Source organism: Streptomyces sp. Je 1-332, from assembly GCF_040730185.1.
GTDB lineage: Bacteria > Actinomycetota > Actinomycetes > Streptomycetales > Streptomycetaceae > Streptomyces.
In genome coordinates this window covers 7,045,569-7,068,291 of the sequence record NZ_CP160402.1, presented here as the reverse complement: position 1 = coordinate 7,068,291, position 22,723 = coordinate 7,045,569, and the positions used below count along the sequence as shown (strand labels likewise).

Here is a 22,723-nt window from a genome sequence, read left to right as displayed (position 1 = left end):
GTTCACCGCATTCGCCGGGGATGCCCATCAAGCACGCCTCCTGACGGTCTGTCGGGAGATGGTGCGCGCGTCGAGACCGGAGAGACCGCGCACGGCGACGTACGCCTTTTCGCGGCCCGGCAGCGAGACACGGCCGCGCAGGACCGCCTCCGGCTCCCGCTCGATGCGGTCCAGGAGGCGCCGGTAGATGCCCGCCATTGCGGCGACGCAGGCCCCGCTCCGTCGGTCGAGCATGGGAAGAAGGCGGTATCCCTCGGCGAACAGCGCCCGCGCCCTGCGCACCTCGAAGTGCACGAGCCCGGCGAAGTCGGAACCGGCGGGCGGCTCGGAACCCGAGAACCCGGCGGAGCAGCCGAACTTGGCGAGATCGTCGGCTGGCAGATAGGTACGGCCACCCTCCGCGTCCTCGCGAACGTCACGGAGGATATTGGTGAGTTGGAGCGCGAGGCCGAGCGTGTCGGCATACTCCGGCGCGCGCTCGGCGTTGAGCGCCCCCCGCTCCGTGCCGAACACGCCGAGGGAGAGCCGTCCGATGGCGCCCGCGACGCACCGGCAGTAGACCCTGAGGTCCTCCCACGTCTCGTACGTCTCACCGCGGACGTCCATCAGGACCCCGTCGATCAGCTCGTCGAGCCCGCCGAGCGGGATGGGGAAGTGCTCCGCGGCATGCGCGAGCGCGACCGCCACCGGGTCGGTGTCGTCCTCGTCCACGTTCCCCGCGCGGATCCGGGCAAGCAGGGCCCGGGTCTCGTCGAGGCGCTCGGCCTTGATCTCCGGCGCGAGCGCGCCGTCGCCGATGTCGTCCACGCGCCGCGAGAGGGCGTAGAGCGCCGACATCGCGCGGCGCTTGGGCAGCGAGAGCAGCCTGATGCCGTACGCGAAATTGCGTGCCTGCTGCCCCGTGACGGCCTCGCAGTAGCTGTATGCGGCGAGTACCGGCGCGGACACGTTCGGGCCTGACTCCACGGTCCGGCTCACCCCTCTCCTCGCAGAACCGCCCCCACCTCGCGCAGCAAACGCGGTTTGGTGGGTTTCGGCGGTCCAGGAAGTACGTCGTATCCGGCGGCGGCGATCGCGGAGACCGCCGCCCTCCCCCCAGCCACGAAACCTGCAAGCAGCACCTTCAGCCTGCCGTGGACGCTACCCACCAGGGGGGTGCCTTCATTCAGGAGGCAGCGGGCGCGTTCTGCTTCATATGCAACCAGTGCGCGCACCGACGCGCCTGCTGTCGGTGCGGTCAGATCCCGCTCCTGGACATGGAATCGCTTCATGTCCTCGGCAGGGAGGTAGATGCGGCCCTGTCCCAGGTCCTCGGCGACGTCCTGCAGATGCTCCACGATCTGGAGGCCGGTGCACACCGCGTCCGAGCGGCGGATCCGCTCCGGCGTCGCGGTGCCGGTGATGCCGAGGACGAGGCGGCCCACCGGATTGGCGGACAGCTCGCAGTAGGCCAGAAGGTCGTCGTACGTCTCGTAGCGTGCGACGAGCTGGTCCTGGCGGTTGGCCTCGATGAGGCCGAGGAAAGGGTCGGGGGTGAGGCGGCAGCGCCGCACAGTGGGCTGGAGGGCGCGCATCAGCGGGTGCCGCGGCGTGGAGTCGAAGACCCGGTGCAGGTCGGCCTCGAAAGCGTCCAGGAGAGCGAGCCGGTCATCGGCGGCCTCGGGGTCCACGCCGAGGTACCGGGCGTCGGCGCCGCCGGGGGCCAGGTCGCCGTCGCCGATGTCGTCGACGAGGCGGGCGTAGCCGTACACGGCCATGAGGTCGTCGCGCCAGGCGCGGGGCAGGAAGAAGGGCGCCACGGGGAAGTTCTCGTCCGCGGCCTTCGCGAGGACGGCGGATGCGTCGCGCAGCTGGAGATCATCCGTAGCCATTGCCGTCACATCTCCCGTTCTACACTGCCGACCCAATACATCCTATTTCGGACACGCCGCCCGGCCCGCCGCGAGGCGGACCGTGCCATGAGCCGGGGCGCCGCGCGATATCGCCCCACTTGCCGCGAATCAGCACCGGTACAGCTTACGTTGTACAACGCGGCATGCGCCGTCGGGGTGTTCCGCGCATCACAACAACACACCGATTGACGTCAATCTTCCCTGCGCCCAAGGGACTTGAGGCGACCAAAGGGGCTGCCGAACACACAGGACGCGGCAGGGCCCCGCCGGGTTGACTCCGGCGGGGCCCTGGCCCATTCGGGTGTACGCGGTGGGCTATTTGCCCGTGAACTTCTCGTACTCCTTGATGACCTCGTCGGTCGGCCCGTCCATGCGCAGCTCACCGCGTTCCAGCCACAGGACGCGGTCACAGGTGTCACGGATGGACTTGTTGTTGTGACTGACGAGGAAGACCGTGCCGGCCTCCTTGCGGAGCTCGCGGATGCGGGCCTCGGAGCGCTTCTGGAACTTCCGGTCGCCCGTCGCGAGCGCCTCGTCGATCATCAGTACGTCGTGGTCCTTGGCGGCCGCGATGGAGAAACGCAGGCGGGCGGCCATGCCGGAGGAGTACGTGCGCATCGGCAGGGTGATGAAGTCACCCTTCTCGTTGATGCCCGAGAAGTCGACGATGTCCTGGTAGCGGTCCCTGATCTGCTCGCGCGTCATGCCCATCGCGAGCCCGCCGAGTATGACGTTGCGCTCGCCCGTCAGGTCGTTCATCAGGGCCGCGTTGACGCCGAGCAGCGAGGGCTGGCCGTCGGTGTAGACCTTGCCCTTCTCGGCGGGCAGCAGGCCCGCGATGGCACGGAGCAGGGTCGACTTGCCGGAGCCGTTCGAGCCGATCAGGCCGATGGCCTCGCCGCGGTAGGAGGTGAAGCTGACGCCGCGCACGGCGTGCACCTTGCGCACGCCCCGCTCCTCGCCGCGCTTGAGGATGCGGCTCAGCGCGGAGGTGGCGCTGCCCTTGCCCGTCTTCGCGCCGTTCACGCGGTAGACGATGTGCAGGTCGTCGGCGATGACGGTGGGGATGTGCGTCTTGTCGACGCTCTTGTCTTCGTCAGCCACGGCCGTAACGCTCCTCAGCCTTCCAGAAGTACACGAAGCCGACCACGCCGAACAGGACCGCCCAGCCGCCGGCGATGTACCACACGTGCTCCGGCAGGTACTCCTTGCCGTAGTCGTCGATCATGGCGAAGCGGATCAGGTCCATGTAGACCGCGGCCGGGTTCCACTGGAGCACGTCCCCGATCCAGCTGGGCACGCTCTCCTTGGTCGCGAGCATGGCCGGGATGCTGAACATCACGCCCGATGCGTACATCCAGGTCCGCATCACGAACGGCATCAGCTGCGCCAGGTCGGGCGTCTTGCTGCCCATCCGGGCGAAGATCAGCGCCAGGCCCATGTTGAAGACGAACTGCAGAAGCAGCGCGGGCAGGACCAGGAACCAGGACAGGGCGGGGAAGATCCCGAACGCACACATGATGATGACCAGCACGATCATCGAGAACAGCAGCTGCTGGAGCTGCTGGAGCGCGAAGGAGATCGGCAGCGAGGCCCGTGGGAAGTGCAGGGCCCTGACCAGGCCGAGGTTGCCGGAGATCGCCCGCACGCCCGCCATGACCGAGCTCTGCGTGAACGTGAAGACGAAGACACCGGTGACCAGGAACGGCACGTAGATGTGGTGCGGGATGCCGTCCCTGGCGCCGAGCAGCAGTCCGAAGATGAAGAAGTAGACCGCGGCGTTGAGGAGCGGCGTCGCCACCTGCCACAGCTGGCCGAGCTTGGCCTGGCTGTACTGGGCGGTCAGCTTCGCCTGGGAGAAGGCGAGGATGAAGTGGCGCCGTCCCCAGAGCTGGTTGACGTACTCGAAAAGTCCGGGCCGTGCGCCACTGACGGTCAGACCGTACTTGGCGGCGAGATCGGCCCGGGAGAGCCCGTCATCGGGCGACGGAGGCGCGGTCACCGCGACCCCGCCGTCATGCGTTGTCTCACTCACGAGTGGAAACTTTCGTCTTCAGATGCGCAGCCGGTCGGGCGTAGGCGTGGGCCAGGGACCGGGGTATGGCCCAGATGTTCTCAGACCCGAGCTTGTCAGATGACAGGAGGTCGGCCCAGTCGGGTCAGGCGCCACACCGTACGCCACCTCATCGGCTTACGAGGTCCGCAGGGCGTCGTCCAGCCCTCCTTGAAGCCACCGAACCAGGCCTTGAGCGCGGGGCCCGAGGGCTTCCTGGCCAGGGTCAGGAGCATCCACACACCAAGGTAGACCGGGACCAGGAGCGCCGGCAGGTTGCGGCGGGCGAGCCAGACGCGGTTGCGGGCGACCATCCGGTGGTAGACCGCGTGCCGCGAGGGGGCGGTCGTGGGGTGGAAGAGCACCATGTCGGCGCGGTAGTCGATCATCCAGCCGGCGTTCAGGGCACGCCAGGCGAGGTCGGTCTCCTCGTGGGCGTAGAAGAACTCGTCGGGAAGCCCGCCGACCTCCGCCAGGACCTGCGTACGCACGGCGTTGGCGCCGCCGAGGAAGGTGGTCACGCGGGAGGAGTGCATCGGGTCGGATGCCCGCAGGCGCGGCACGTGGCGGCGCTGGGTCTCCCCCGTGTCCGGGTCGGCGATGCGGAAGCTGATGATGCCGAGCTCGGGGTCGGCGGCGAAGGCCTCGCGGCACAGCTGGGCCGTGTCCGTGTTGGCCAGGAGGCCGTCGTCGTCGAGGAAGAGAAGGACGTCGACGTCGGTGCCGCCGGGGCCGAAGGCCTCGATGCCGACGTTGCGACCGCCGGGGATGCCGAGGTTCTCCGGCAGCTCGACGGTGCGTACGCCATCGGGGACCTCGGGCACGGGGGCGCCGTTGCCGACGACCACCACCTCGACCGGGTCGCCGTCCTGCTTGGCGACCGAGTCGAGCAGGGCGCGCAGCTCCTGCGGCCGGTTGCCCATGGTGATGATGACCGCGCCGACCTTCAGGGGCCGGCTCCCCGCCGCACTCACTTGAGCCTGCTGGAGGCGAGGATGGACACGAGGTGCAGCAGGGTCTGGAGCATCGCGATGCCGGCCAGGACGGCGACACCGATGCGCGAGAAGAGCAGGTCGCCCCGGACCGAGTCCACGATCGCGAGGACCAGGATCAGCAGGGACGCCTCGATGCCGAGCACGAGCCGGTGGAACTTGAGGGCTCCGGCGGCCCTGCGCGCCAGGGCCATGCCGGAGGAGCGCGGCTCGGAGGCCGACTCCTTGACCGGCGCGAGGCCCTGCTGGTGGCGGGCGACACCGACGAGGTCGGTCTCCGCCTTGATCAGGATGGCGCCGAGCGCGGCGAGCGTGCCGAGGAAGGCCCACAGCCAGTCGATACGGCCCGAACCCCACAGGTCGGCGGCGCGCAGGCCGAAGCCGACGAGGACCGCGGCGTCGCACAGGTAGGCGGCGACGCGGTCCAGGTAGACCCCGGCCATGGAGTACTGCTTGCGCCAGCGGGCGATCTCGCCGTCGACGCAGTCGAGCAGGAGATACAGCTGGACCATGATCACGCCGAGCACGGCGCCCGTGATCCCCGGCACCAGAAGCGCCGGGGCGGCCAGGGCACCGGCCACGGTCATCAGATACGTGAGCTGGTTGGGCGTGATCCTGGTGTTCACCAGGTAGCGGTCGCAGCGCAGCGAAATCTCTCGCATGTACAGGCGTCCCGCCCAGTGCTCACCGCTGCGCCGGTCCTTCACCCCTGCGGGGTGAACGACGGGGCGGAGTTCAGCTACCGATGGCCTTGGCATAGTCGGCGTATGCGTCCTTGATCTGGTCGGAATTCAGATTGAGGTGCTCGAGGATCGTGTAGCGCCCGGGGCGCGTCTGCGGGGCGTACTCCACGACCTGGACGAACTCGTCCACGGTGAAGCCGATCTCCTCCGGCGTCACGGGGAGGCCGTGCCTGCGCAGCACCTCCACCATGTACAGCGACTCCTCGCGTGCCCCGCGCAGGAACATCGCGAAGGCCGCGCCCAGGCCGCACTGCTCGCCGTGGCTGGCTGCGCGCTTGGGGAAGAGGAGGTCGAAGGCGTGGTTGATCTCGTGGCAGGCGCCGGACGCCGGACGGGAGTCACCCGACACGGACATCGCGATGCCGGTGAGGACCAGACCCTCGGCGAGGACCTGAAGGAAGCCGTCGTCGCCGACGCCACCGGGGTGGCGCAGGACGGCCTCACCGGCCTGGCGCGCCATCGCGGCCGCGAGGCCGTCGATGTCCTCGCCGCGCTCGCGGGCGGCGAGCTCCCAGTCCGCGATCGCGGAGATGTTGGACAGGGCGTCGCCGATGCCGGAGCGCACGAACCGTACGGGGGCCTCACGGATCACGTCGAGGTCGATGACGACCGCGATGGGGTTCGGCACTCCGTACGAGCCGCGGCCCGCGTCGTTGTCGAGCGTGGCGACCGGCGAGCACAGGCCGTCGTGCGACAGGTTCGTCGCTACGGCGACCAGCGGCGCGCCGACGCGAGCGGCGGCGAACTTGGCGCAGTCGATGATCTTGCCGCCGCCGAGGCCGACGACCGCGTCGTAGCGGCCCTTCTTGATGGCGTCGGCGAGCTTGATGGCGTCATCGAGCGTGCCGCCGCCGACCTCGAACCACTCGGCGGTGGGCAGCGACGGTTCGAGCCGCTGGCGCAGCACCGCGCCGGAGCCGCCGCTGATCGCGATGGCGAGCTTGCCGGTTGACGAGCAGATCCGCTGGTCCGCGAGGACACCGGCCAGGTCGTTGAGCGCCCCCGGCCGGATGTCCACGACGACCGGCGAGGGGATGAGCCTCGTCAGTACTGGCACGCGATCTCCCGGCCCTTGGCGAGGTCGTCGTGGTTGTCGATCTCGACCCACTTGACGTCGCCGATCGGCTCCACGTCGATCTTGAAGCCGCGGTTGACGAGCTCCTGGTAGCCGTCCTCGTAGTAGAGGTCGGGGTCGCGCTCGAAGGTGGTCTTCAGGGCGTCGGCCAGCTGGTCGGCCGCGTCGCCCTCGATGAGCGTGACACCGATGTACTCACCGGTGGCGGACGCCGGGTCCATCAGCTTGGTGATCTTCTGGACGCCCTTCTCGGGGTCCACGATGACCTTCATCTCCTCGTCGGCGAGGTTCTTCACCGTGTCGAGCGCGAGGATGATCTTCTTGCCGTCGCCGCGGGCGGCGAGCAGCGTCTTCTCGACGGAGACGGGGTGCACGGTGTCGCCGTTGGCGAGGATCACCGTGTGCTTGATCGCGTCACGACCGCACCAGAGGGAGTAGGCGTTGTTCCACTCCTCGGCCTTGTCGTTGTCGATCAGCGTGAGCTTGAGGCCGTACTTCTCCTCGAGCGCCGCCTTGCGGTCGTAGACCGCCTCCTTCTTGTAGCCGACGATGATCGCGACCTCGGTCAGACCGATCTCCGCGAAGTTGCCGAGGGTCAGGTCGAGGATGGTGGTGTCACCGTCGACCGGCACCAGGGCCTTGGGAAGCGTGTCGGTGTAGGGGCGAAGACGCCGTCCGGCGCCGGCCGCCAGCACGAGGCCGATCATGCGGGTTCTCCTTCATCGTGTACGGCGGGTGCTCCGCGCTTGTGAGCGGTCACCCAGTAGCGGATGCTCTCGACGAGCACCACGAGTGCCACGGCCACGGCGAGAGCCGTGAGCGCGACGGTGAAATCTGTGTCGGTGAGCAGAGCGGCGGCGAGAGCGACGACCAGCGTCCTGCCCTCATGCCCGCCGATCGCCCGCACCAGCCAGTGCGGCGGCGCGCCTGCGTCGCCGCGAATGCGGTACACCGTGTCGTAGTGATGGTAGGCGACAGCGGACACGAGCCCGAAAGCCGCGGGCAAGGCGCCGTTCACGTCCGCGTTGGCGGCGAGCAGCAGGATCGTCCCGTACTCGGCCGCGCGGAAGAACGGCGGGACGAGCCAGTCGAGGGCGCCCTTGAGGGGGCGGGCGACGGCGAGTCCCGAAGTAATGACGTAGATCACCGCGGCGACGACGACCCACGGGCTGCCGTACGACGTGAGTCCCGCCACGCAGGCGAGGGCCGCCCCGCCGACGAAGGCGAGGACGGGCGCGGGCAGCGAGGGACCACGGAGCCCGAGTGCCGCGAAGGCGGAGGCGAGCGGTCCGGTGTCGGCGAGGTCCGCGAGTGCCTGGGCGGCACGGTCGGTACGGGTCGCCCTGCGGGTCAGCGAGCGCAGGACGCGGCCCGCCGTGGTGTAGCAGGCGGCGAGGCCGCAGCCGATGAGCAGCACGATCAGCGTGATGCGCGGGGTGGTCACCGCGGTGAGCACGGCGATCAGCGCCCAGCGCTCGCCGATCGGCAGCACGATCATGCGGCGCAGCCAGACCGTCCAGCCGACGCTGTCGAGCTTGTCCGAAAGGGCCGCGGTGGGGCTGGTGTTGGCCGTCGCGTCGTGGTTCGCCTCGTTGAAGGAGAAGTCCACGACATGCCGGCAGGTCTGCAGCACCATCGCGCCGAGCGCGAGCGCCCATACGTCGTCGCCGCCGCGGGCCGCGCCGAGCGCGAGGCCCGCGTAGTAGGCGTACTCCTTGGCTCGGTCGAAGGTCGCGTCGAGCCAGGCGCCCAGCGTCGAGTACTGCAGGGAGTAGCGGGCGAGCTGCCCGTCCGTGCAGTCCAGGACGAAGGAGAAGAGCAGAAGGAGGCCGGCCGCGACGAAGCCGCCGCGGGTGCCGGTGGCCGCGCAGCCCGCCGCGATCAGGGCGACGAGCAGCGAGGCGGTGGTGACCTGGTTCGGGGTGAGGCCCCGGCGCGCGCACCAGCGGGCGATGTAGCGCGAGTACGGGGAGATGCAGTACGTCGTGAAGAAGCCGTCCCGCGACTTGACCGCGGTGCGCAGGCGTACGGCTTCGTCGTCCACGGCGGCGACGGCCTGGCGTGCCTCGTTCCGCGTCTGCGGATCGCTGGGCACGGTGGCGACGAGGGTGCCGAGGTCGGGGCGGTGCAGCGCGCGGCCCCCGGCTTCGATCGCCTGGGCCACGTGGTCCGCGAGCGCCTCGACCACCACGGCGGAGCCGCCGCCGTTGCCGGAGCCCACGGTGGCGCGCAGGGCGTGCGTCAGGTCGGCGCGGGCCTCGGGCTGCGCGGTGACGGCGCCGGGGACGGCCGACGCGGGGAAGCGCGGGTCGGTCAGGCCGAGGCGGAGCGCGTGGACGTGGCCCACGAAGCGCGCGTCGACGACCGCGACCCGCTGCCCGGCGGGGACGGCGGCGAGCAGCGCTTCGGTGTCCGCAGCGTCGGATGCGACCCGGACGTCAAACCCCAGGGACCGCAGATCGCCTTCGAGCGGCGACCCGGGGACCGGCTGACCGGTCAGGATGGCGGTCGACAGACGAACTCACTCCTTGATTGCCGGCGCGGCTCGCGCCGGGCACGTGCGTGATGAGGGGCGCCCCTGGCCGGCGGCGGCCGGGCGGCACGTCGGCAGAGGCTATCGGATGACGGGAACCGGGCGTTCACCGCCCGTTTACGGCCCGACAAGCACGGCCTGCGAGGGCCCGTGCCGACTCGATCATCATGGTCGATCGGAGGCGGCACCCACAAACCGCGCTTCGTGCGACCGGCACAAACGACATAAAGTCGACGCCCATGACATGGATGATCACAGGCGGGGCGGGCTATATCGGGGCACATGTGGCGCGGGCGATGGCCGGTGCCGGGGAGCGGGTCGTCGTCCTTGACGACGTCTCGTCCGGCGTGCCGGAGCGGCTCCCCGCGGACATCCCTCTCGTCAGGGGCTCCTCGCTCGACGGCGAGCTGCTGCGGCGGGTGTTCGCCGAGCACCGGGTGACGGGTGTGGTGCATCTCGCGGCCCGCAAGCAGGTCGGCGAATCCGTGGAGCAGCCTCTGCGCTACTACCGGGAGAACGTCGGCGGCCTGGTGACGCTGCTCGACGCGGTGGCCGAGGCCGGCATCAAGCGGTTCGTCTTCTCCTCGTCGGCCGCGGTGTACGGCAACCCGCCGGACGTGGACCTCGTGACGGAGGACACGCCCTGCGTGCCGATCAACCCCTACGGCGAGACGAAGCTCGCCGGGGAGTGGCTGGTGCGGGCCGCCGGGCGTGCGCACTCCATCGCGACCGTGTGCTTGCGCTACTTCAACGTGGCGGGCGCCGCCACCCCCGAGCTCGCGGACACCGGGGTCTACAACGTGATCCCGATGGTCTTCGACCGGCTCACCCGTGACGAGGCGCCGCGGATCTTCGGTGCCGACCACCCGACCCCGGACGGCACCTGCGTGCGCGACTACATCCACGTCGCCGATCTCGCCGACGCCCACCTCGCGGCGGCCCGCCGCGTCCAGGCGCACCCCGAGGGCGACCTGACGGTGAACATCGGCCGCGGCGAGGGTGTTTCCGTACGCGAACTCGTCACGCTCATCGGTGAGGTGTCCGGCGACGCCCGTCCCGCGCTCGTGGAGCCGCGCCGTGACGGTGACGCCCCGCGCGCCGTCGCGGACGCGGGCCTGGCCGCCGACGCGCTCGGCTGGAAGGCGCGGCGCGGGGTACGCGAGATGGTCGAGTCCGCGTGGGCGGGTTGGTGCCTCCACCACCCCGAGGCCCTCCGCTCCTGATCATGACAGCGCTCTGACCTGCGGTCATTTCCGCAGGTCAGAGCATATGACAACGGTGTTCAGTGCCGTGTTGCCGGGTACCCCCCACCCGTAGTTCACTGTGATCGCGACAGACGCGCGACCAGGGAACAGAAGACCGATACCGAGCACACGGAGGCGGCTTCCATGGGGGCTGGGCACGACCACGGACACACACACGGGGGGACGGCGACAGCCGCGTACCGGGGGCGGCTGCGCGTCGCGCTCTCCATCACGCTCACCGTCATGGTGGTCGAGATCGTCGGCGGCATCGTGGCGGATTCGCTCGCGCTCATCGCGGACGCGACGCACATGGCGACGGACGCGCTCGGCCTCGGCATGGCGCTGCTCGCGATCCAGTTCGCGAGCCGGCCGGCGACGGAGAACCGCACCTTCGGCTACGCCCGCGCCGAGATCCTGGCCGCTCTCGCCAACTGTCTGCTGCTGCTCGGCGTCGGCGGCTACGTCCTGTTCGAGGCGATCCAGCGGTTCATCACGCCCGCCGACACCGAGGGCGGACTGACCATCGTCTTCGGCGTCATCGGCCTGGTGGCGAACATGATCTCCCTCTCGCTCCTGATGCGCGGCCAGAAGGACAGCCTGAACGTGCGGGGCGCCTTCCTGGAGGTCATGGCCGACGCGCTCGGCTCCCTGGCCGTGATCGTCGCGGCCGTGCTCATCCTGACCACCGGCTGGCAGGCGGCGGACCCGATCGCCTCGCTCGTCATCGGCCTGATGATCGTCCCGCGTACGGTGAAGCTGCTGCGCGAGACCCTGAACGTGCTCCTGGAGTCCGCGCCGAAGGGCGTCGACATGGGCGAGGTCCGCTCGCACATACTGGATCTGCCGGGCGTCGAGGACGTCCACGACCTGCACGCCTGGACCATCACGTCGGGGATGCCCGTCCTCTCCGCACATGTGGTCGTCAGCACGGAGACGCTGAACGCGATCGGCCACGAGAAGATGCTGCACGAACTGCAGGGATGCCTGGGCGACCACTTCGACGTGGAGCACTGCACCTTCCAGCTGGAGCCGGTCGGCCACGCGGAGCACGAGGCGAAGCTCTGCCACTGACACCGGTGAGGGTGGCTTCCGGTGGTTCCTTGCCGGTAGGGCCGGTCGCGTACGGCAGACTTGAGGCTCGAAGCCCGAAGCGAAGGATGCGTATGCCGACCACACCTGCCACCGCGGCGAACAACTCGTCGAACGGCACCGGAGAAGCGATCTTGCTGGAACTCGTCGACGAGGACGGCAGGACGATCGGCACAGCGGAGAAACTCTCCGCGCATCAGGCGCCCGGGCAGCTGCACCGGGCGTTCTCCGTTTTCCTCTTCGACGAGCAGGGGCGGCTGTTGCTGCAGCAGCGCGCCCTGGGCAAGTACCACTCCCCCGGCGTCTGGTCGAACACCTGCTGCGGCCACCCGTACCCCGGCGAGGCGCCGTTCGCGGCCGCCGCGCGCCGGACGTACGAGGAGCTGGGCGTCTCGCCCTCACTGCTCGCCGAGGCGGGCACGGTGCGCTACAACCACCCGGACCCCGACTCGGGTCTGGTGGAGCAGGAGTTCAACCATCTCTTCGTGGGGATGGTCCAGTCGGCGCTGCGGCCCGACGCGTCCGAGGTCGGTGAGACCGTGTTCGTGACGGCCGCCGAGCTGGCGGAGCGGCATGCGCGGGGGCCGTTCTCCGCGTGGTTCATGACCGTCCTCGACGCGGCGCGGCCCGCGATCAGGGAGCTGACGGGGCCTTCAGCGGGCTGGTGAGTCAATCCCCGTCCGGGGCGGAGCCGTTGGGCTTCAGGGGCAGGGCCGCCCAGATGACCTTGCCCCCGCTCGCGGTGTGTTCGACGTCGCAGGCGCCGCCCGCCTCCTGGGTGATCTCGCGCACGAGGAGAAGGCCGCGGCCGCCGGTCTGGCCGTGGTCGGCCACCAGGGCGGTCGGGCGGTAGGGGTGGTCGTCCTCCACGGAGACCCGCACCCACTCGGCACCGACCGCCACCTCCACCGCGAGCATCGGCGAGAGCAGGGCCGCGTGCCGCACCGCGTTGGTGACCAGTTCGGACACGATCAGGAGCAGGCCCTGCACGACGTCGTCCGAAACGGGCACGCCCTGCCGGACGAGCAGATCGCGTACCGCGTGCCGGGCCTGGGGCACCGAGGCGTCCACGGCGGCGGCGGTGAACCGCCATACGCCTTCATAGGGCACCTTCGCGGCCTCCCGAGGGAGTGGGCCGGGGCCGCTCCCGTCGTCACCCATCGTCGGGTCGCCGCCCTTGCGCTCGATTGTCACCACGCAACGAGTGTTGGGAATGTCCTGGTCCGGACCGTAGGACTGACCAGAAGTCAGCGACTATCGACGGCTTTTGATCGCTGTCGCCCGAACCTGTCAGTCGAGCGACTGATCCTGTCCGCGTGGTTTCGCTTTCAAGCGTTCTTCGGCTTGTACGGGTTGTTCGTGCCGCTCGGCTCGTCGGGGCCGCTCGGGTCGCTCGGCCCGTGCGGCGGCCGGTCGTCGGCGACCATGCTCACGATCCGGCGCCCGCCCAGGCCCGTGGCGAGCAGGCCGAGGCCGTCGAAGAGCAGTGCGAGCGAGAAGAAACAACCGATCACGTACTGGCTGCTGCTCGGCCAGTTGGCGAGCACCAGGATGCCGAGCAGCAGGCCGAAGGCGCCCTGCACGAGCGTCCAGCCGAACTGCGGGCCGCGCACCACCAGGCTGCCGACAAGACGGAACACACCACCGGTCAGGAAGAGCAGCGCGGCGAACATCGTCAGCGCCTCCGCAGCCACTTCCGGCCTGCGGATGATCACCACTCCCGCCGCGAGGTTCAGGGCCGCCACGACCACGCCGAGCCAGAAGAAGTTCGTGCCGCGCGACTGCACCGCGTGCAGCAGGCCGACGACGCCGCCGATCAGGAGCAGCCAGCCGAAGAGGAACATGGAGGTGAGGGTGGCCACGCCCGTGTAGACGAGGCCGACGATCCCCGCCAGCGCGAGGATCGCGCCCAGCAGGGCGAGCCAGCCCAGACTGCGGCTGAGCTGCTTGGCGCCCTGGGTGTCCGTCGGGGAGGTCTCGGCGCTCGTGGCGGTCTTGGCGCTCTTGGATCGGGCCATCAGCGTCTCCGTCCTGCTTCCCCCGGTGCGCAGAGTTCTCAGGGCCGCCCCTTCTTGATCGTACGTTCGAGTAGTGCGGTTAGCATCCTGCGCATGGAGCCGCAGCTGAGGCAGGCCGTCACCCACGGCGTCGCCACCGTCGTCATCGACCATCCGGCGAAGCGCAACGCCATGACGGCGGACATGTGGCGGCAGGTGCCGCCGCTGCTCGCCGGGCTCGCCGCCGATCCGGCGGTGCGGGTGGTCGTGCTGACCGGCGAGGGCGAGACGTTCTGCGCGGGGGCCGACATCTCCTCGCTGCGTGAGGCGCCCGGTGAGGCGCAGGATCTGGCGGTACGGGCGGAGGAGGCGCTCGCGGTCTTCCCGAAGCCGACGCTGGCCGCCGTGCGCGGTTACTGCGTGGGCGGGGGAAGTCAGCTGGCGGCCGCCTGCGATCTGCGGTTCGCGGACGAGGGCGCGCTGTTCGGCATCACTCCGGCGAAGCTGGGGATCGTCTATCCCGCGTCGTCCACCCGGCGGCTGGTGTCGCTCGTGGGGCCCGCGACCGCCAAGTACCTGCTGTTCTCGGGAGAGTTGATCGACGCGGGGCGTGCGCTGCGCACCGGTCTCGTGGACGAGGTGCTGCCCGCGGGGGAACTGGACAAGCGGGTCGCCGAGTTCACCAAGGTCCTTGCCTCGCGCTCGCAGCTGACGCAGGCCGCGGCCAAGGAGTTCGCCGCGGGGCACACGGATCGGGACGCGTACTGGACCGGGCAGGCGCGCGAGGGCGGCGACACCGCCGAGGGGGTCGCCGCGTTCCTGGAGCGCCGCGAGCCGCGCTTCACCTGGACTCCCGGCGACGGCGCTCCCGGCGACAGCTCTTTCGGCGACAGCTCTCCCGCCGACGGCGCTACTGGCTGAAGCGGCTGCCCGCGCGGAACTTCTCGACGATGTGCGCGGGCGCCTTGTGCGGGGACCCGGCGTCGTAGGGCGGCTGGGGGTCGTACTCCGTGAGGAGCTGCACGGTCTGGGCCGCCTCCTCGCCCGCGATCCGGCCGATCAGGGTGAGCCCCATGTCGATGCCGGAGGAGACCCCGGCCGCCGTGACGTACTTGCCGTCGAAGACCACCCGCTCCCCCGTGGACGTGGCGCCGAACCTTTCCAGCTCCGCGAGGGCGAGCCAGTGCGAGGTGGCACGCCGCCCCTTGAGGAGCCCCGCGGCGGCGAGCAGGAGGGATCCGGTGCACACGGACGTGGTCCAGGTGCTGGTGGCGTCGGCGGACCGCAGCCAGCCCAGGAGCGCCTCGTCCGCCATGTGGTCGCTCTGTCCGGGGCCGCCGGGGACGACCACGACGTCGGGGTCGGGTACGTCGGCGAAGGCACGGTCGGCGACGAGCGCGAGGGAGCCGTTGTCGTTGCGCACCGGGCCGGGGCACTCGGCCACGAAGAGGGTCTCGGCGCCGGGCATGCGGCTGAGGGTCTCGTACGGGCCGACGGCGTCCAGGGCGGTGAAGCGTTCGAACAGGGCGATGGCGATCTGCATGGAGTACCTATCCGTTGAGGGCGGTGGTGAGGGCGGTGGCCCGCCGAGGTGCGAGCGGGGCGTGGAAGCGCCGCCGGTACTCGGCGGGCGCCGCGCCGAGGGTCTTGACGAAGGCGCGGCGCATCGCCTCCGGAGTGCCGTAGCCGCAGGCGCGCGAGACCTCCTCGACGCCGTGGGAGGTGTCCTCCAGGAGACGGCGGGCGTGCTCGACGCGGACGCGCTCGACGTACTTGCCCGGCGTCATGCCGGTCTCCGTCTGGAACGCTCGGGCGAAGTGCCGGGGTGAGAGCCGGGCACGGGCGGCGAGCGATTCGACACAGAGGTTCTCGTCCGGGTGCTCGGTGATCCACTGCTGGACCTCGCGCAGGGGCTCGCGCTGAGCGGTCTGCGCGGAGAGCTGGGCGCTGAACTGCGCCTGGTTCCCCGGACGCCGCAGGAAGACCACGAGATACCGCGCCACCGTCAGCGCCTCGTCCCGGCTCAGATCCTCCTCCACGAGGGCAAGGGCCAGGTCGATGCCGGCCGTCACGCCCGCGGAGGTCGCGACATGACCGTCACGGACGAAGATCGGGTCGGGGTCGACCTCGATGGCGGGGTGGTCGCGGGCGAGCTGGGCGCAGTACGCCCAGTGGGTCGCCACCCGGCGGCCGTCCAGGAGCCCGGCCTCGGCGAAGAGGATGGCGCCGGTGCAGACCGAGACGAGGCGTTGCGCGCGCGGGGCGTTCGCGCGCAGCCAGTCGATCAGGCGGGGGTCGGCCTCGCGACTGCCGAGACCGCCCGGGACGAGCAGGGTGTGCGGCACGGGGGCGTCCGGGAGGGAGGAGTCCGGGACGAGCGTGAGTCCGCTGGAGGTGCGTACGGGAGCGCCGTCCAGGGACGCCGCGCGGATGCGGTACGCGGGGACGTCACCGCCGCGGCAGGCGGCGGCGCCCGCGAAGACCTCCACCGGCCCCGTGACATCAAGGCTCTGGACCCCGTCGAAGAGGACGACCAGGACAGTTCGCTGCTCCATGCCCTGATTCTTGGCCTCGGGCGCGATGGCCGCAATGCCGAATGCCCCTCCTTTCCTGCCATAGACCGATCCCAGTGAGGCGCCCCCGGACTTCACGTCATACCAACCAGTCGGTAACGTGCGGTCATGACTTCTCTTACGCCTCCCACCCCGGCCGCGGCGCCGCACCCGCGCGCGGGTCGTCGGTGTCACACCGTGCTGAACTCGCTGCACTCGACGCATTACTTCTCGCCCGATGTGGGCCGCGAGCTGGGCGAGCTCGGGATCACCCACCCCAGGGCCGTCAACTTCGCCGTGCGTACGGCGGCGATGGGTCCGGTCGGCGCCGGAGTGGTCACGGCGGCGTTCTACAACTACAAGCACGAGACCGTCGCCCGGCACGTGCCCGGCATCTGGAACACCGCGTCCCCCGAGGACGTCCTCGCGGCACGCGCGCGTGCCGTCGACTCGACGCTGCGGCGCCTCCTCGGAGAGGAAGCCCTCGCGTCCCCGGAGATGGCGGAGGCCGCCGAGCTCGCGCTGCGCGCCACCGAGGCCTGCTCCCGTTCCGCACGCCCGCTCTACGCAGCCCACGCGGATCTGCCCGTGCCCGAGCAGCCGCACCTCGCGCTCTGGCACGCCGCGACGCTGCTGCGGGAGCACCGCGGCGACGGGCACCTCACCGCTCTCCAGTACGCCGAACTCGACGGCCTGGAGGCGCTGGTGAGCCACACGGCGACCGGCAAGGGCATGACGCCGAAGTGGAACTTCACCACGCGCGGCTGGAACCAGGAGGACTGGGACGCCGCCGTGGAGCGGCTCCGCACCCGCGGCCTGCACGACGGGGTGTCCGAGCTGACGGAAGCGGGAGCCGCGTTGCGCCAGGAGGTCGAGGAAGCAACGGACCGCCTCGACCGGGCGCCGTACGAGCATCTGGGCGCGGCCGGCGTCGAGCGTCTGACGGAGCTGGGGACCGTGTTCGCGGGAGCGGCGCTCGAGGCCGGGGCGTTCCCGGCGGATCTGCTCGGCAAGGAGTAGGCGGGGCCCATCGCACAGGCAACGCACTGGCGCAGGCATGGACGGCGCCGGGCGAGGTACCCGTTCGTCTCCGGCCCCGCGCGCTTGGCGCGGGACCGGGCGACGAAAGGGGAAATCCCGTGTTCCGAGCGATCGCAGATGTCCTGCGTCAGATCGGCGCGGCACTCGCCACCGTGGTGACGCTGCCGTTCCGCGCCGTTGCCCGGCTCTTCGGCGGTGCCTCCAGCTCCACTCGGCGAGGCGGGCGCCGGTCGGGACGCCGCCCCGGGCGGGCACGCCGGGTCTGATCCCCCCGCTGTCGGTGCCACCTGCCACAATTGCCCCGCAACCCCAGTGAGAAGGCGGGAAACGTGGCACCTCTGCAGACGTCCACTCCAGCATCGATCGAAGGCAGGATCGCCGAAGAACTCGGCGTGAGGGAGCGGCAGGTGAAGGCCGCCGTCGAGCTGCTCGACGGCGGCTCGACGGTGCCCTTCATCGCTCGCTACCGCAAGGAAGCGACCGAGATGCTCGACGACGCGCAGCTGCGCACGCTCGAGGAGCGGCTGCGCTATCTGCGAGAGCTCGAGGAGCGGCGTGCGGCGATCCTCGAATCGGTGCGCGAGCAGGGCAAGCTCACCGACGAGCTCGAGGCGCAGATCCGCGCGGCGGAGACGAAGGCGCGCCTCGAGGACATCTACCTGCCGTTCAAGCCGAAGCGTCGTACGAAGGCGCAGATCGCCCGTGAGGCGGGGCTCGAGCCGCTGGCCGACGGGCTGCTCGGCGATCCGTCCGTGGAGCCGCTCGCCGCGGCCACCGCCTTCGTGGACGCCGACAAGGGCGTCGCAGACCCGCAGGCCGCCCTGGACGGGGCGCGCGCGATCCTCGCCGAGCGCTTCTCCGAGGACGCCGACCTGATCGGCGAGCTGCGCGAGCGCATGTGGGTGCGCGGCCGCCTCGCCGCGAAGGTCCGCGCGGGCAAGGAGGAGGCGGGCGCCAAGTTCGCCGACTACTTCGACTTCGCCGAACCCTTCAAGGAGCTCCCCTCGCACCGCGTCCTCGCGATGCTGCGCGGCGAGAAGGAGGACGTCCTCGACCTCGTCCTCGAACCGGAGGAGGCCACGGAGGGCCCGTCCTCGTACGAGGGGATGGTCGCCCACCGCTTCGGCATCGTGGACCGCGGCCGTCCGGCCGACAAGTGGCTGCAGGACACGGTGCGTTGGTCGTGGCGGACCCGCATCCTGGTGCACCTGGGGATCGACCTGCGCCTGCGCCTTCGTACGGCCGCGGAGGACGAGGCCGTCCGCGTCTTCGCGTCGAACCTGCGCGACCTGCTGCTCGCCGCACCGGCGGGCACGCGCGCGACGCTGGGGCTCGACCCCGGTTTCCGTACGGGTGTGAAGGTCGCCGTGGTCGACGCGACCGGCAAGGTCGTCGCCACCGACGTCATCAACCCGCACGTCCCGGCGAACAAGTGGGACCAGTCCCTGGCCACCCTCGCGAAGCTCGCCAAGGAGCACTCGGTCGACCTGATCGCGATCGGGAACGGCACGGCGTCCCGCGAGACGGACAAGCTCGCCGGTGAACTCATCACGAAGCACCCGGAGTTGAACCTCACGAAGGTGATGGTCTCCGAGGCGGGCGCCTCGGTGTACTCCGCGTCGGCCTTCGCCTCGCAGGAGCTGCCCGACATGGACGTGTCGCTGCGCGGCGCCGTGTCGATCGCCCGGCGGCTGCAGGACCCGCTCGCCGAGCTGGTGAAGATCGACCCGAAGTCCATCGGCGTCGGCCAGTACCAGCACGACCTCTCCGAGGTGAAGCTGTCCCGCTCGCTCGACGCGGTCGTCGAGGACTGTGTGAACGGCGTCGGTGTGGACGTGAACACCGCGTCCGCCCCGCTGCTCTCCCGGGTCTCCGGCATCGGCGCGGGCCTCGCGGAGAACATCGTGGCGCACCGCGACACGAACGGCCCCTTCTCCTCCCGCAAGGGCCTCAAGGACGTGGCACGGCTCGGCCCCAAGGCGTACGAGCAGTGCGCGGGCTTCCTGCGCATCCGCGGCGGCGACGACCCGCTGGACGCGTCGAGCGTCCACCCCGAGGCGTATCCCGTGGTGCGCAAGATGGCGAAGAAGACGGGCGGCGAGGTCGCCTCGCTGATCGGCGACACGGGGACGCTGCGCTCGCTCAGGGCGGACGAGTTCGTGGACGAGTCCTTCGGCCTGCCCACGGTGACCGACATCCTCAAGGAGCTGGAGAAGCCCGGACGTGACCCGCGTCCGGCGTTCAAGACGGCGACCTTCAAGGACGGCGTCGAGAAGATCTCCGACCTCGCGTCCGGAATGGTCCTCGAAGGGGTCGTCACGAACGTGGCCGCGTTCGGCGCCTTTGTCGACATCGGCGTCCACCAGGACGGGCTCGTCCATGTCTCCGCGATGTCCAAGACGTTCGTCAAGGACCCGCGGGACGTGGTGAAGCCGGGTGACATCGTCAAGGTGAAGGTGATGGACGTCGACATCCCGCGCAAGCGGATTTCGTTGACTCTGCGTCTGGACGATGAGGCCGGCGCCTCCGCCGCCGGGGAGCAGCCGAAGCGGGGTGGCCGTCCGCCGCAGCAGCGGCAGGGCGGCGGCCAGCGCCCCCAGCGGCAGGGCGGGGGCGGTGGCGGTCAGCGCAAGGAGCGGCAGGGCCCGCCGCCGGCCAATGACGCGATGGCGGACGCGCTGCGCCGGGCCGGGCTCCTGGACCCCAAGAAGCGCTGATCCAGGGAAGGCCGGGGCGTCCTTGGAGTCGGCGGAGGTCAGGGTGACAGCTCGGTCACCTTGCCCTCCGTCACCTCCAGGCGCCGCGTGACACGGACGGCGTCCAGCATCCTGCGGTCGTGCGTCACCAGGAGCAGCGTGCCCTCGTACGCGTCGAGGGCCGACTCCAGTTGCTCGATCGCCGGCAGGTCGAGGTGGTTCGTCGGTTCGTCGAGGACCAGAAGGTTGACGCCCCGGCCCTGGAGGAGCGCGAGGCCCGCGCGGGTGCGCTCGCCCGGGGAGAGGGTGGCCGCGGGGCGCAGGACGTGGGCCGCCTTCAGGCCGAACTTGGCGAGCAGGGTGCGGACTTCGGCCGGTTCGGTGTCGGGCACTGCCGCGCAGAACGCGTCCAGGAGCGACTCCGGGCCGTGGAACAGCGCACGCGCCTGGTCCACCTCGCCGACGAGCACGCCCGAACCGAGCGCCGCGTGCCCCACGTCCGACGGGATGCGGCCCAGCAGGGTGCCGAGCAGGGTCGACTTCCCGGAGCCGTTGGCGCCGGTGATCGCCACTCGGTCCGCCCAGTCGATCTGCAGCGTCACCGGGCCGAGCGTGAAGTGGCCGCGGTGCACCTCGGCGTCGCGGAGGGTGGCGACGACGCTGCCGGAGCGCGGCGCCGACGCGATCTCCATGCGCAGCTCCCACTCCTTGCGGGGCTCCTCGACGACGTCGAGCCGCTCGATCATGCGCTGCGTCTGGCGTGCCTTCGCCGCCTGCTTCTCGCTGGCGTCGCTGCGGAAGTTCCGGCCGAGCTTGTCGTTGTCGCCCGCCTTGCGGCGGGCGTTCTTGACGCCCTTGTCCATCCAGTTCCGCTGCATCTGGGCGCGGCCTTCCAGGGCGGACTTCTTGTCGGCGTACTCCTCGAACTCGTCGCGGGCGTGCCTGCGCGCGACGTCGCGCTCCTCCAGATAGGCGTCGTAGCCGCCGCCGTAGAGGTTGATCTGCTGCTGGGCGAGGTCGAGTTCGAGGACCTTGGTGACGGTGCGGGCGAGGAACTCGCGGTCGTGGCTGACGACGACCGTGCCGGCGCGCAGTCCGCGGACGAAGCTCTCCAGGCGTTCGAGGCCCGCGAGGTCGAGGTCGTTGGTCGGCTCGTCCAGGAGGAACACGTCGTAGCGGGACAGGAGCAGCGAGGCGAGGCCCGCGCGGGCGGCCTGGCCGCCGGAGAGCGAGGTCATCGGCTGATCCAGACCGACGTCGAGGCCCAGCGATGCGGCGACCTCCTCCGCCCGCTCGTCCAGGTCGGCGCCGCCGAGCGCCAGCCAGCGCTCCAGGCTGATCGCGTACGCGTCGTCGGCGCCCGGGGTTCCGTCGACCAGGCCCTGCGTGGCCTCGTCCATGGTCCGCTGAGCCTCGGCCACGCCGGTGCGGCGGTCCAGGAAGGCGCGGATGGACTCGCCGGGGCGGCGGTCGGGCTCCTGCGGGAGGTGTCCCACGGCCGCGGTGGGCGGCGAGAGGCGCAGCTCCCCGCTCTCCGGGGTGTCGAGCCCCGCGAGGAGACGGAGCAGGGTCGACTTGCCGGCGCCGTTGGCACCGACGAGCCCGATGACGTCGCCGGGGGCGACGACCAGCTCCAGGGCGGAGAAGAGAGAGCGGTCGCCGTGGCCGGCGGCGAGATTCTTGGCGACGAGGGTTGCGGTCATCAGGGGGTCGAGTTTAGGCGAGGCGCGGGTCGGCCCGCCCCGCGGTGGCCCGTGGGCTACCGCACTATCGGCGCCGTCAGGACGCTGTCCGTCGTGCGGGCCACCACGAACGATTCGCCCTTGGTCGCCTTCGCGTCCAGGGACACGCGGTGCTCACCCGGCTCCAGGACTCCGTCGAAGACCTGGTGGATCTGGGTGCGGGAGAGTCTGTCCAGGCGGTACGCGATGAGCTGGACCCGGCAGGTCGAGGTGATCTCCACGTCCGCCGTGCCGTTCGAGGCGCCGAGCCGTGTCAGGCGGCGTTGCGCCAACGGGCTGCGGTCCAGGGCGTGTTCTATCTGGGCGACCAGGAGCGGGATGATCGGGGCCAGGCCGTCGACGTACGCGACATGGAGCCCCGCGCCCTCGAACGACGCACGGACCGCGTCGCGTGTCCCCGCCGGCACGGACCGCCCGAAGACCACCGCACCGTACGTCCGCAGCTCGTCCGGCGGCACGCCCGCCGCGTCCGCGGCGATCTCGGCGCCGACACCGATGGTGCGCAGCGCCGCCGCGAGCTTGGCGAGGACGGCGACGCGGGCGCCGATCAGGAGCACCCTGCGGCGCGCCGCGGGTTCGCCGTCGGCCAGCAACTGCCGCAGCGCCTCGCGGTATTCGGCGCCCTGGAAGTGGAAGGGCCCTATGCCGTGGTAGCCGTTGAGTGCCAGGTCGGCCCGCTCGGCCGTCTGCCAGGCGAAGTCCCGCCACACATAGGTGTCGGTTCCGTCCGGCGCCCGCTCGATGACCGCCGTGACGGCCCCGCACTCAAGGCCCTCGCATTCGGGACAGCCGTAGATGACGTGCCGTTGGTCGAGCAGGGGCGCCTCGGCCTCCAGGAGGAGTCCGCGCACGTGGTGGGTGAAGATCGCGGGCGGTACGTCGGAAGCGAGCGGGGACACCGCGTCGAGGTCGGAGAGCTGGAACAGCAGCGGGCGTCCGTTCACGATGAAGTCGACGAAATCCCGGTGGACTTGGAAATCACCGTTGGCGAGAACCCCACCGGCGCGCATGGCCGGTGCCAGACCGAAGGTCGCGTACTCGGCAGACATGGTGTGAGTATCCCCATCTGGGGGA

23 protein-coding genes are annotated in these 22,723 nt (G+C 70.7%); 8 read left to right on the top strand and 15 right to left on the bottom strand.

Features of this window, described 5'->3' with window-relative positions; all coding sequences use genetic code 11:
- Window positions 1-27: 27 nt before the first annotated feature.
- The 9 genes from hpnD to ABXJ52_RS31760 form a co-directional block, all read right to left on the bottom strand.
- On the bottom strand, window positions 28-978 hold the full coding sequence (gene hpnD, locus ABXJ52_RS31800) for a presqualene diphosphate synthase HpnD (protein ID WP_367046745.1): 951 nt from the start codon (window positions 976-978) through the stop codon (window positions 28-30).
- Window positions 975-1,871, bottom strand: a complete 897-nt coding sequence (hpnC, locus tag ABXJ52_RS31795; protein WP_367046743.1) for a squalene synthase HpnC — start codon at window positions 1,869-1,871, stop codon at window positions 975-977. Before hpnC ends, hpnD begins: the two co-directional genes overlap by 4 nt.
- 336 nt (window positions 1,872-2,207) lie before the next feature.
- On the bottom strand, window positions 2,208-2,996 hold the full coding sequence (locus ABXJ52_RS31790; RefSeq protein ID WP_367046741.1) for an ABC transporter ATP-binding protein: 789 nt from the start codon (window positions 2,994-2,996) through the stop codon (window positions 2,208-2,210).
- Window positions 2,989-3,927: an ABC transporter permease gene (locus tag ABXJ52_RS31785; RefSeq protein WP_367046739.1), complete on the bottom strand. Its 939-nt coding sequence runs from the start codon at window positions 3,925-3,927 to the stop codon at window positions 2,989-2,991. The genes ABXJ52_RS31790 and ABXJ52_RS31785 overlap by 8 nt, the downstream gene beginning before the upstream one ends.
- A gap of 95 nt (window positions 3,928-4,022) precedes the next feature.
- Window positions 4,023-4,895 carry a glycosyltransferase gene (locus tag ABXJ52_RS31780; RefSeq protein ID WP_367049423.1) on the bottom strand — a complete coding sequence of 291 codons (873 nt, stop codon included), beginning with the start codon at window positions 4,893-4,895 and terminating at the stop codon, window positions 4,023-4,025.
- A gap of 20 nt (window positions 4,896-4,915) precedes the next feature.
- Window positions 4,916-5,695 (bottom strand): CDP-alcohol phosphatidyltransferase family protein, encoded by a 780-nt coding sequence (locus ABXJ52_RS31775; protein WP_249586469.1) that lies wholly within the window; start codon window positions 5,693-5,695, stop codon window positions 4,916-4,918.
- Window positions 5,673-6,737 (bottom strand): iron-containing alcohol dehydrogenase family protein, encoded by a 1,065-nt coding sequence (locus tag ABXJ52_RS31770; protein WP_363207562.1) that lies wholly within the window; start codon window positions 6,735-6,737, stop codon window positions 5,673-5,675. The genes ABXJ52_RS31775 and ABXJ52_RS31770 overlap by 23 nt, the downstream gene beginning before the upstream one ends.
- A complete protein-coding gene (locus ABXJ52_RS31765; protein WP_367046736.1) occupies window positions 6,725-7,462 on the bottom strand; it encodes a phosphocholine cytidylyltransferase family protein in 738 nt (245 codons plus the stop codon). Before ABXJ52_RS31765 ends, ABXJ52_RS31770 begins: the two co-directional genes overlap by 13 nt.
- Window positions 7,459-9,102: a DUF5941 domain-containing protein gene (locus tag ABXJ52_RS31760; protein WP_367046734.1), complete on the bottom strand. Its 1,644-nt coding sequence runs from the start codon at window positions 9,100-9,102 to the stop codon at window positions 7,459-7,461. Before ABXJ52_RS31760 ends, ABXJ52_RS31765 begins: the two co-directional genes overlap by 4 nt.
- Between ABXJ52_RS31760 and ABXJ52_RS31755 the strand changes: the two genes are divergently transcribed.
- The 4 genes from ABXJ52_RS31755 to idi all read left to right on the top strand — a co-directional run bounded on the left by ABXJ52_RS31755 (window position 9,094) and on the right by idi (window position 12,289).
- A complete protein-coding gene (locus ABXJ52_RS31755; RefSeq protein ID WP_367046732.1) occupies window positions 9,094-9,321 on the top strand; it encodes a hypothetical protein in 228 nt (75 codons plus the stop codon). The two genes, ABXJ52_RS31760 and ABXJ52_RS31755, sit on opposite strands and share 9 nt — an antisense overlap.
- Window positions 9,322-9,527: 206 nt before the next feature.
- Entirely contained in the window at window positions 9,528-10,511 is a 984-nt protein-coding gene (gene galE, locus ABXJ52_RS31750) for a UDP-glucose 4-epimerase GalE (RefSeq protein ID WP_367046730.1), read from the top strand.
- A gap of 165 nt (window positions 10,512-10,676) precedes the next feature.
- Complete coding sequence (locus ABXJ52_RS31745; protein ID WP_367046729.1) at window positions 10,677-11,603, top strand: cation diffusion facilitator family transporter; 927 nt, start codon at window positions 10,677-10,679, stop codon at window positions 11,601-11,603.
- A 92-nt stretch (window positions 11,604-11,695) separates the two neighbouring features.
- Window positions 11,696-12,289 (top strand): isopentenyl-diphosphate Delta-isomerase, encoded by a 594-nt coding sequence (gene idi / locus ABXJ52_RS31740; protein WP_367046727.1) that lies wholly within the window; start codon window positions 11,696-11,698, stop codon window positions 12,287-12,289.
- A gap of 1 nt (window position 12,290) precedes the next feature.
- On the opposite strand, the gene ABXJ52_RS31735 is transcribed toward idi, so the two are convergent.
- Together ABXJ52_RS31735 and ABXJ52_RS31730 are read right to left on the bottom strand one after the other, a co-directional pair.
- Window positions 12,291-12,782 carry an ATP-binding protein gene (locus tag ABXJ52_RS31735; RefSeq protein ID WP_367049420.1) on the bottom strand — a complete coding sequence of 164 codons (492 nt, stop codon included), beginning with the start codon at window positions 12,780-12,782 and terminating at the stop codon, window positions 12,291-12,293.
- Window positions 12,783-12,949: 167 nt separating this feature from the next.
- Window positions 12,950-13,639 carry a DUF308 domain-containing protein gene (locus tag ABXJ52_RS31730; protein ID WP_367046725.1) on the bottom strand — a complete coding sequence of 230 codons (690 nt, stop codon included), beginning with the start codon at window positions 13,637-13,639 and terminating at the stop codon, window positions 12,950-12,952.
- 93 nt (window positions 13,640-13,732) lie between these two features.
- Here ABXJ52_RS31730 and ABXJ52_RS31725 point away from each other — a divergent pair, with 93 nt between their 5' ends.
- Entirely contained in the window at window positions 13,733-14,539 is an 807-nt protein-coding gene (locus tag ABXJ52_RS31725; protein WP_367046723.1) for an enoyl-CoA hydratase-related protein, read from the top strand.
- On the opposite strand, the gene ABXJ52_RS31720 is transcribed toward ABXJ52_RS31725, so the two are convergent.
- Window positions 14,529-15,161 (bottom strand): DJ-1/PfpI family protein, encoded by a 633-nt coding sequence (locus ABXJ52_RS31720; RefSeq protein WP_367046721.1) that lies wholly within the window; start codon window positions 15,159-15,161, stop codon window positions 14,529-14,531. The two genes, ABXJ52_RS31725 and ABXJ52_RS31720, sit on opposite strands and share 11 nt — an antisense overlap.
- 7 nt (window positions 15,162-15,168) lie before the next feature.
- Window positions 15,169-16,173 (bottom strand): GlxA family transcriptional regulator, encoded by a 1,005-nt coding sequence (locus tag ABXJ52_RS31715; RefSeq protein ID WP_367046719.1) that lies wholly within the window; start codon window positions 16,171-16,173, stop codon window positions 15,169-15,171.
- A 126-nt stretch (window positions 16,174-16,299) separates the two neighbouring features.
- On the opposite strand from ABXJ52_RS31715, the gene ABXJ52_RS31710 reads away from it, so the two are divergent.
- The 3 genes from ABXJ52_RS31710 (at window position 16,300) to ABXJ52_RS31700 (ending at window position 19,928) form a co-directional block, all read left to right on the top strand.
- Complete coding sequence (locus tag ABXJ52_RS31710) at window positions 16,300-17,190, top strand: hypothetical protein (RefSeq protein ID WP_367046717.1); 891 nt, start codon at window positions 16,300-16,302, stop codon at window positions 17,188-17,190.
- A gap of 119 nt (window positions 17,191-17,309) precedes the next feature.
- Window positions 17,310-17,477: an LPFR motif small protein gene (locus tag ABXJ52_RS31705; RefSeq protein ID WP_367046715.1), complete on the top strand. Its 168-nt coding sequence runs from the start codon at window positions 17,310-17,312 to the stop codon at window positions 17,475-17,477.
- A 63-nt stretch (window positions 17,478-17,540) separates the two neighbouring features.
- On the top strand, window positions 17,541-19,928 hold the full coding sequence (locus tag ABXJ52_RS31700) for a Tex family protein (protein WP_367046713.1): 2,388 nt from the start codon (window positions 17,541-17,543) through the stop codon (window positions 19,926-19,928).
- 38 nt (window positions 19,929-19,966) lie between these two features.
- Here the strand turns inward: ABXJ52_RS31700 and ABXJ52_RS31695 are convergent, their stop codons facing one another.
- Together ABXJ52_RS31695 and ABXJ52_RS31690 are read right to left on the bottom strand one after the other, a co-directional pair.
- On the bottom strand, window positions 19,967-21,610 hold the full coding sequence (locus tag ABXJ52_RS31695; protein ID WP_367046712.1) for an ABC-F family ATP-binding cassette domain-containing protein: 1,644 nt from the start codon (window positions 21,608-21,610) through the stop codon (window positions 19,967-19,969).
- 56 nt (window positions 21,611-21,666) lie between these two features.
- Entirely contained in the window at window positions 21,667-22,698 is a 1,032-nt protein-coding gene (locus ABXJ52_RS31690) for an oxidoreductase (protein ID WP_367046711.1), read from the bottom strand.
- Between the last annotated feature and the right edge of the window lie 25 nt (window positions 22,699-22,723).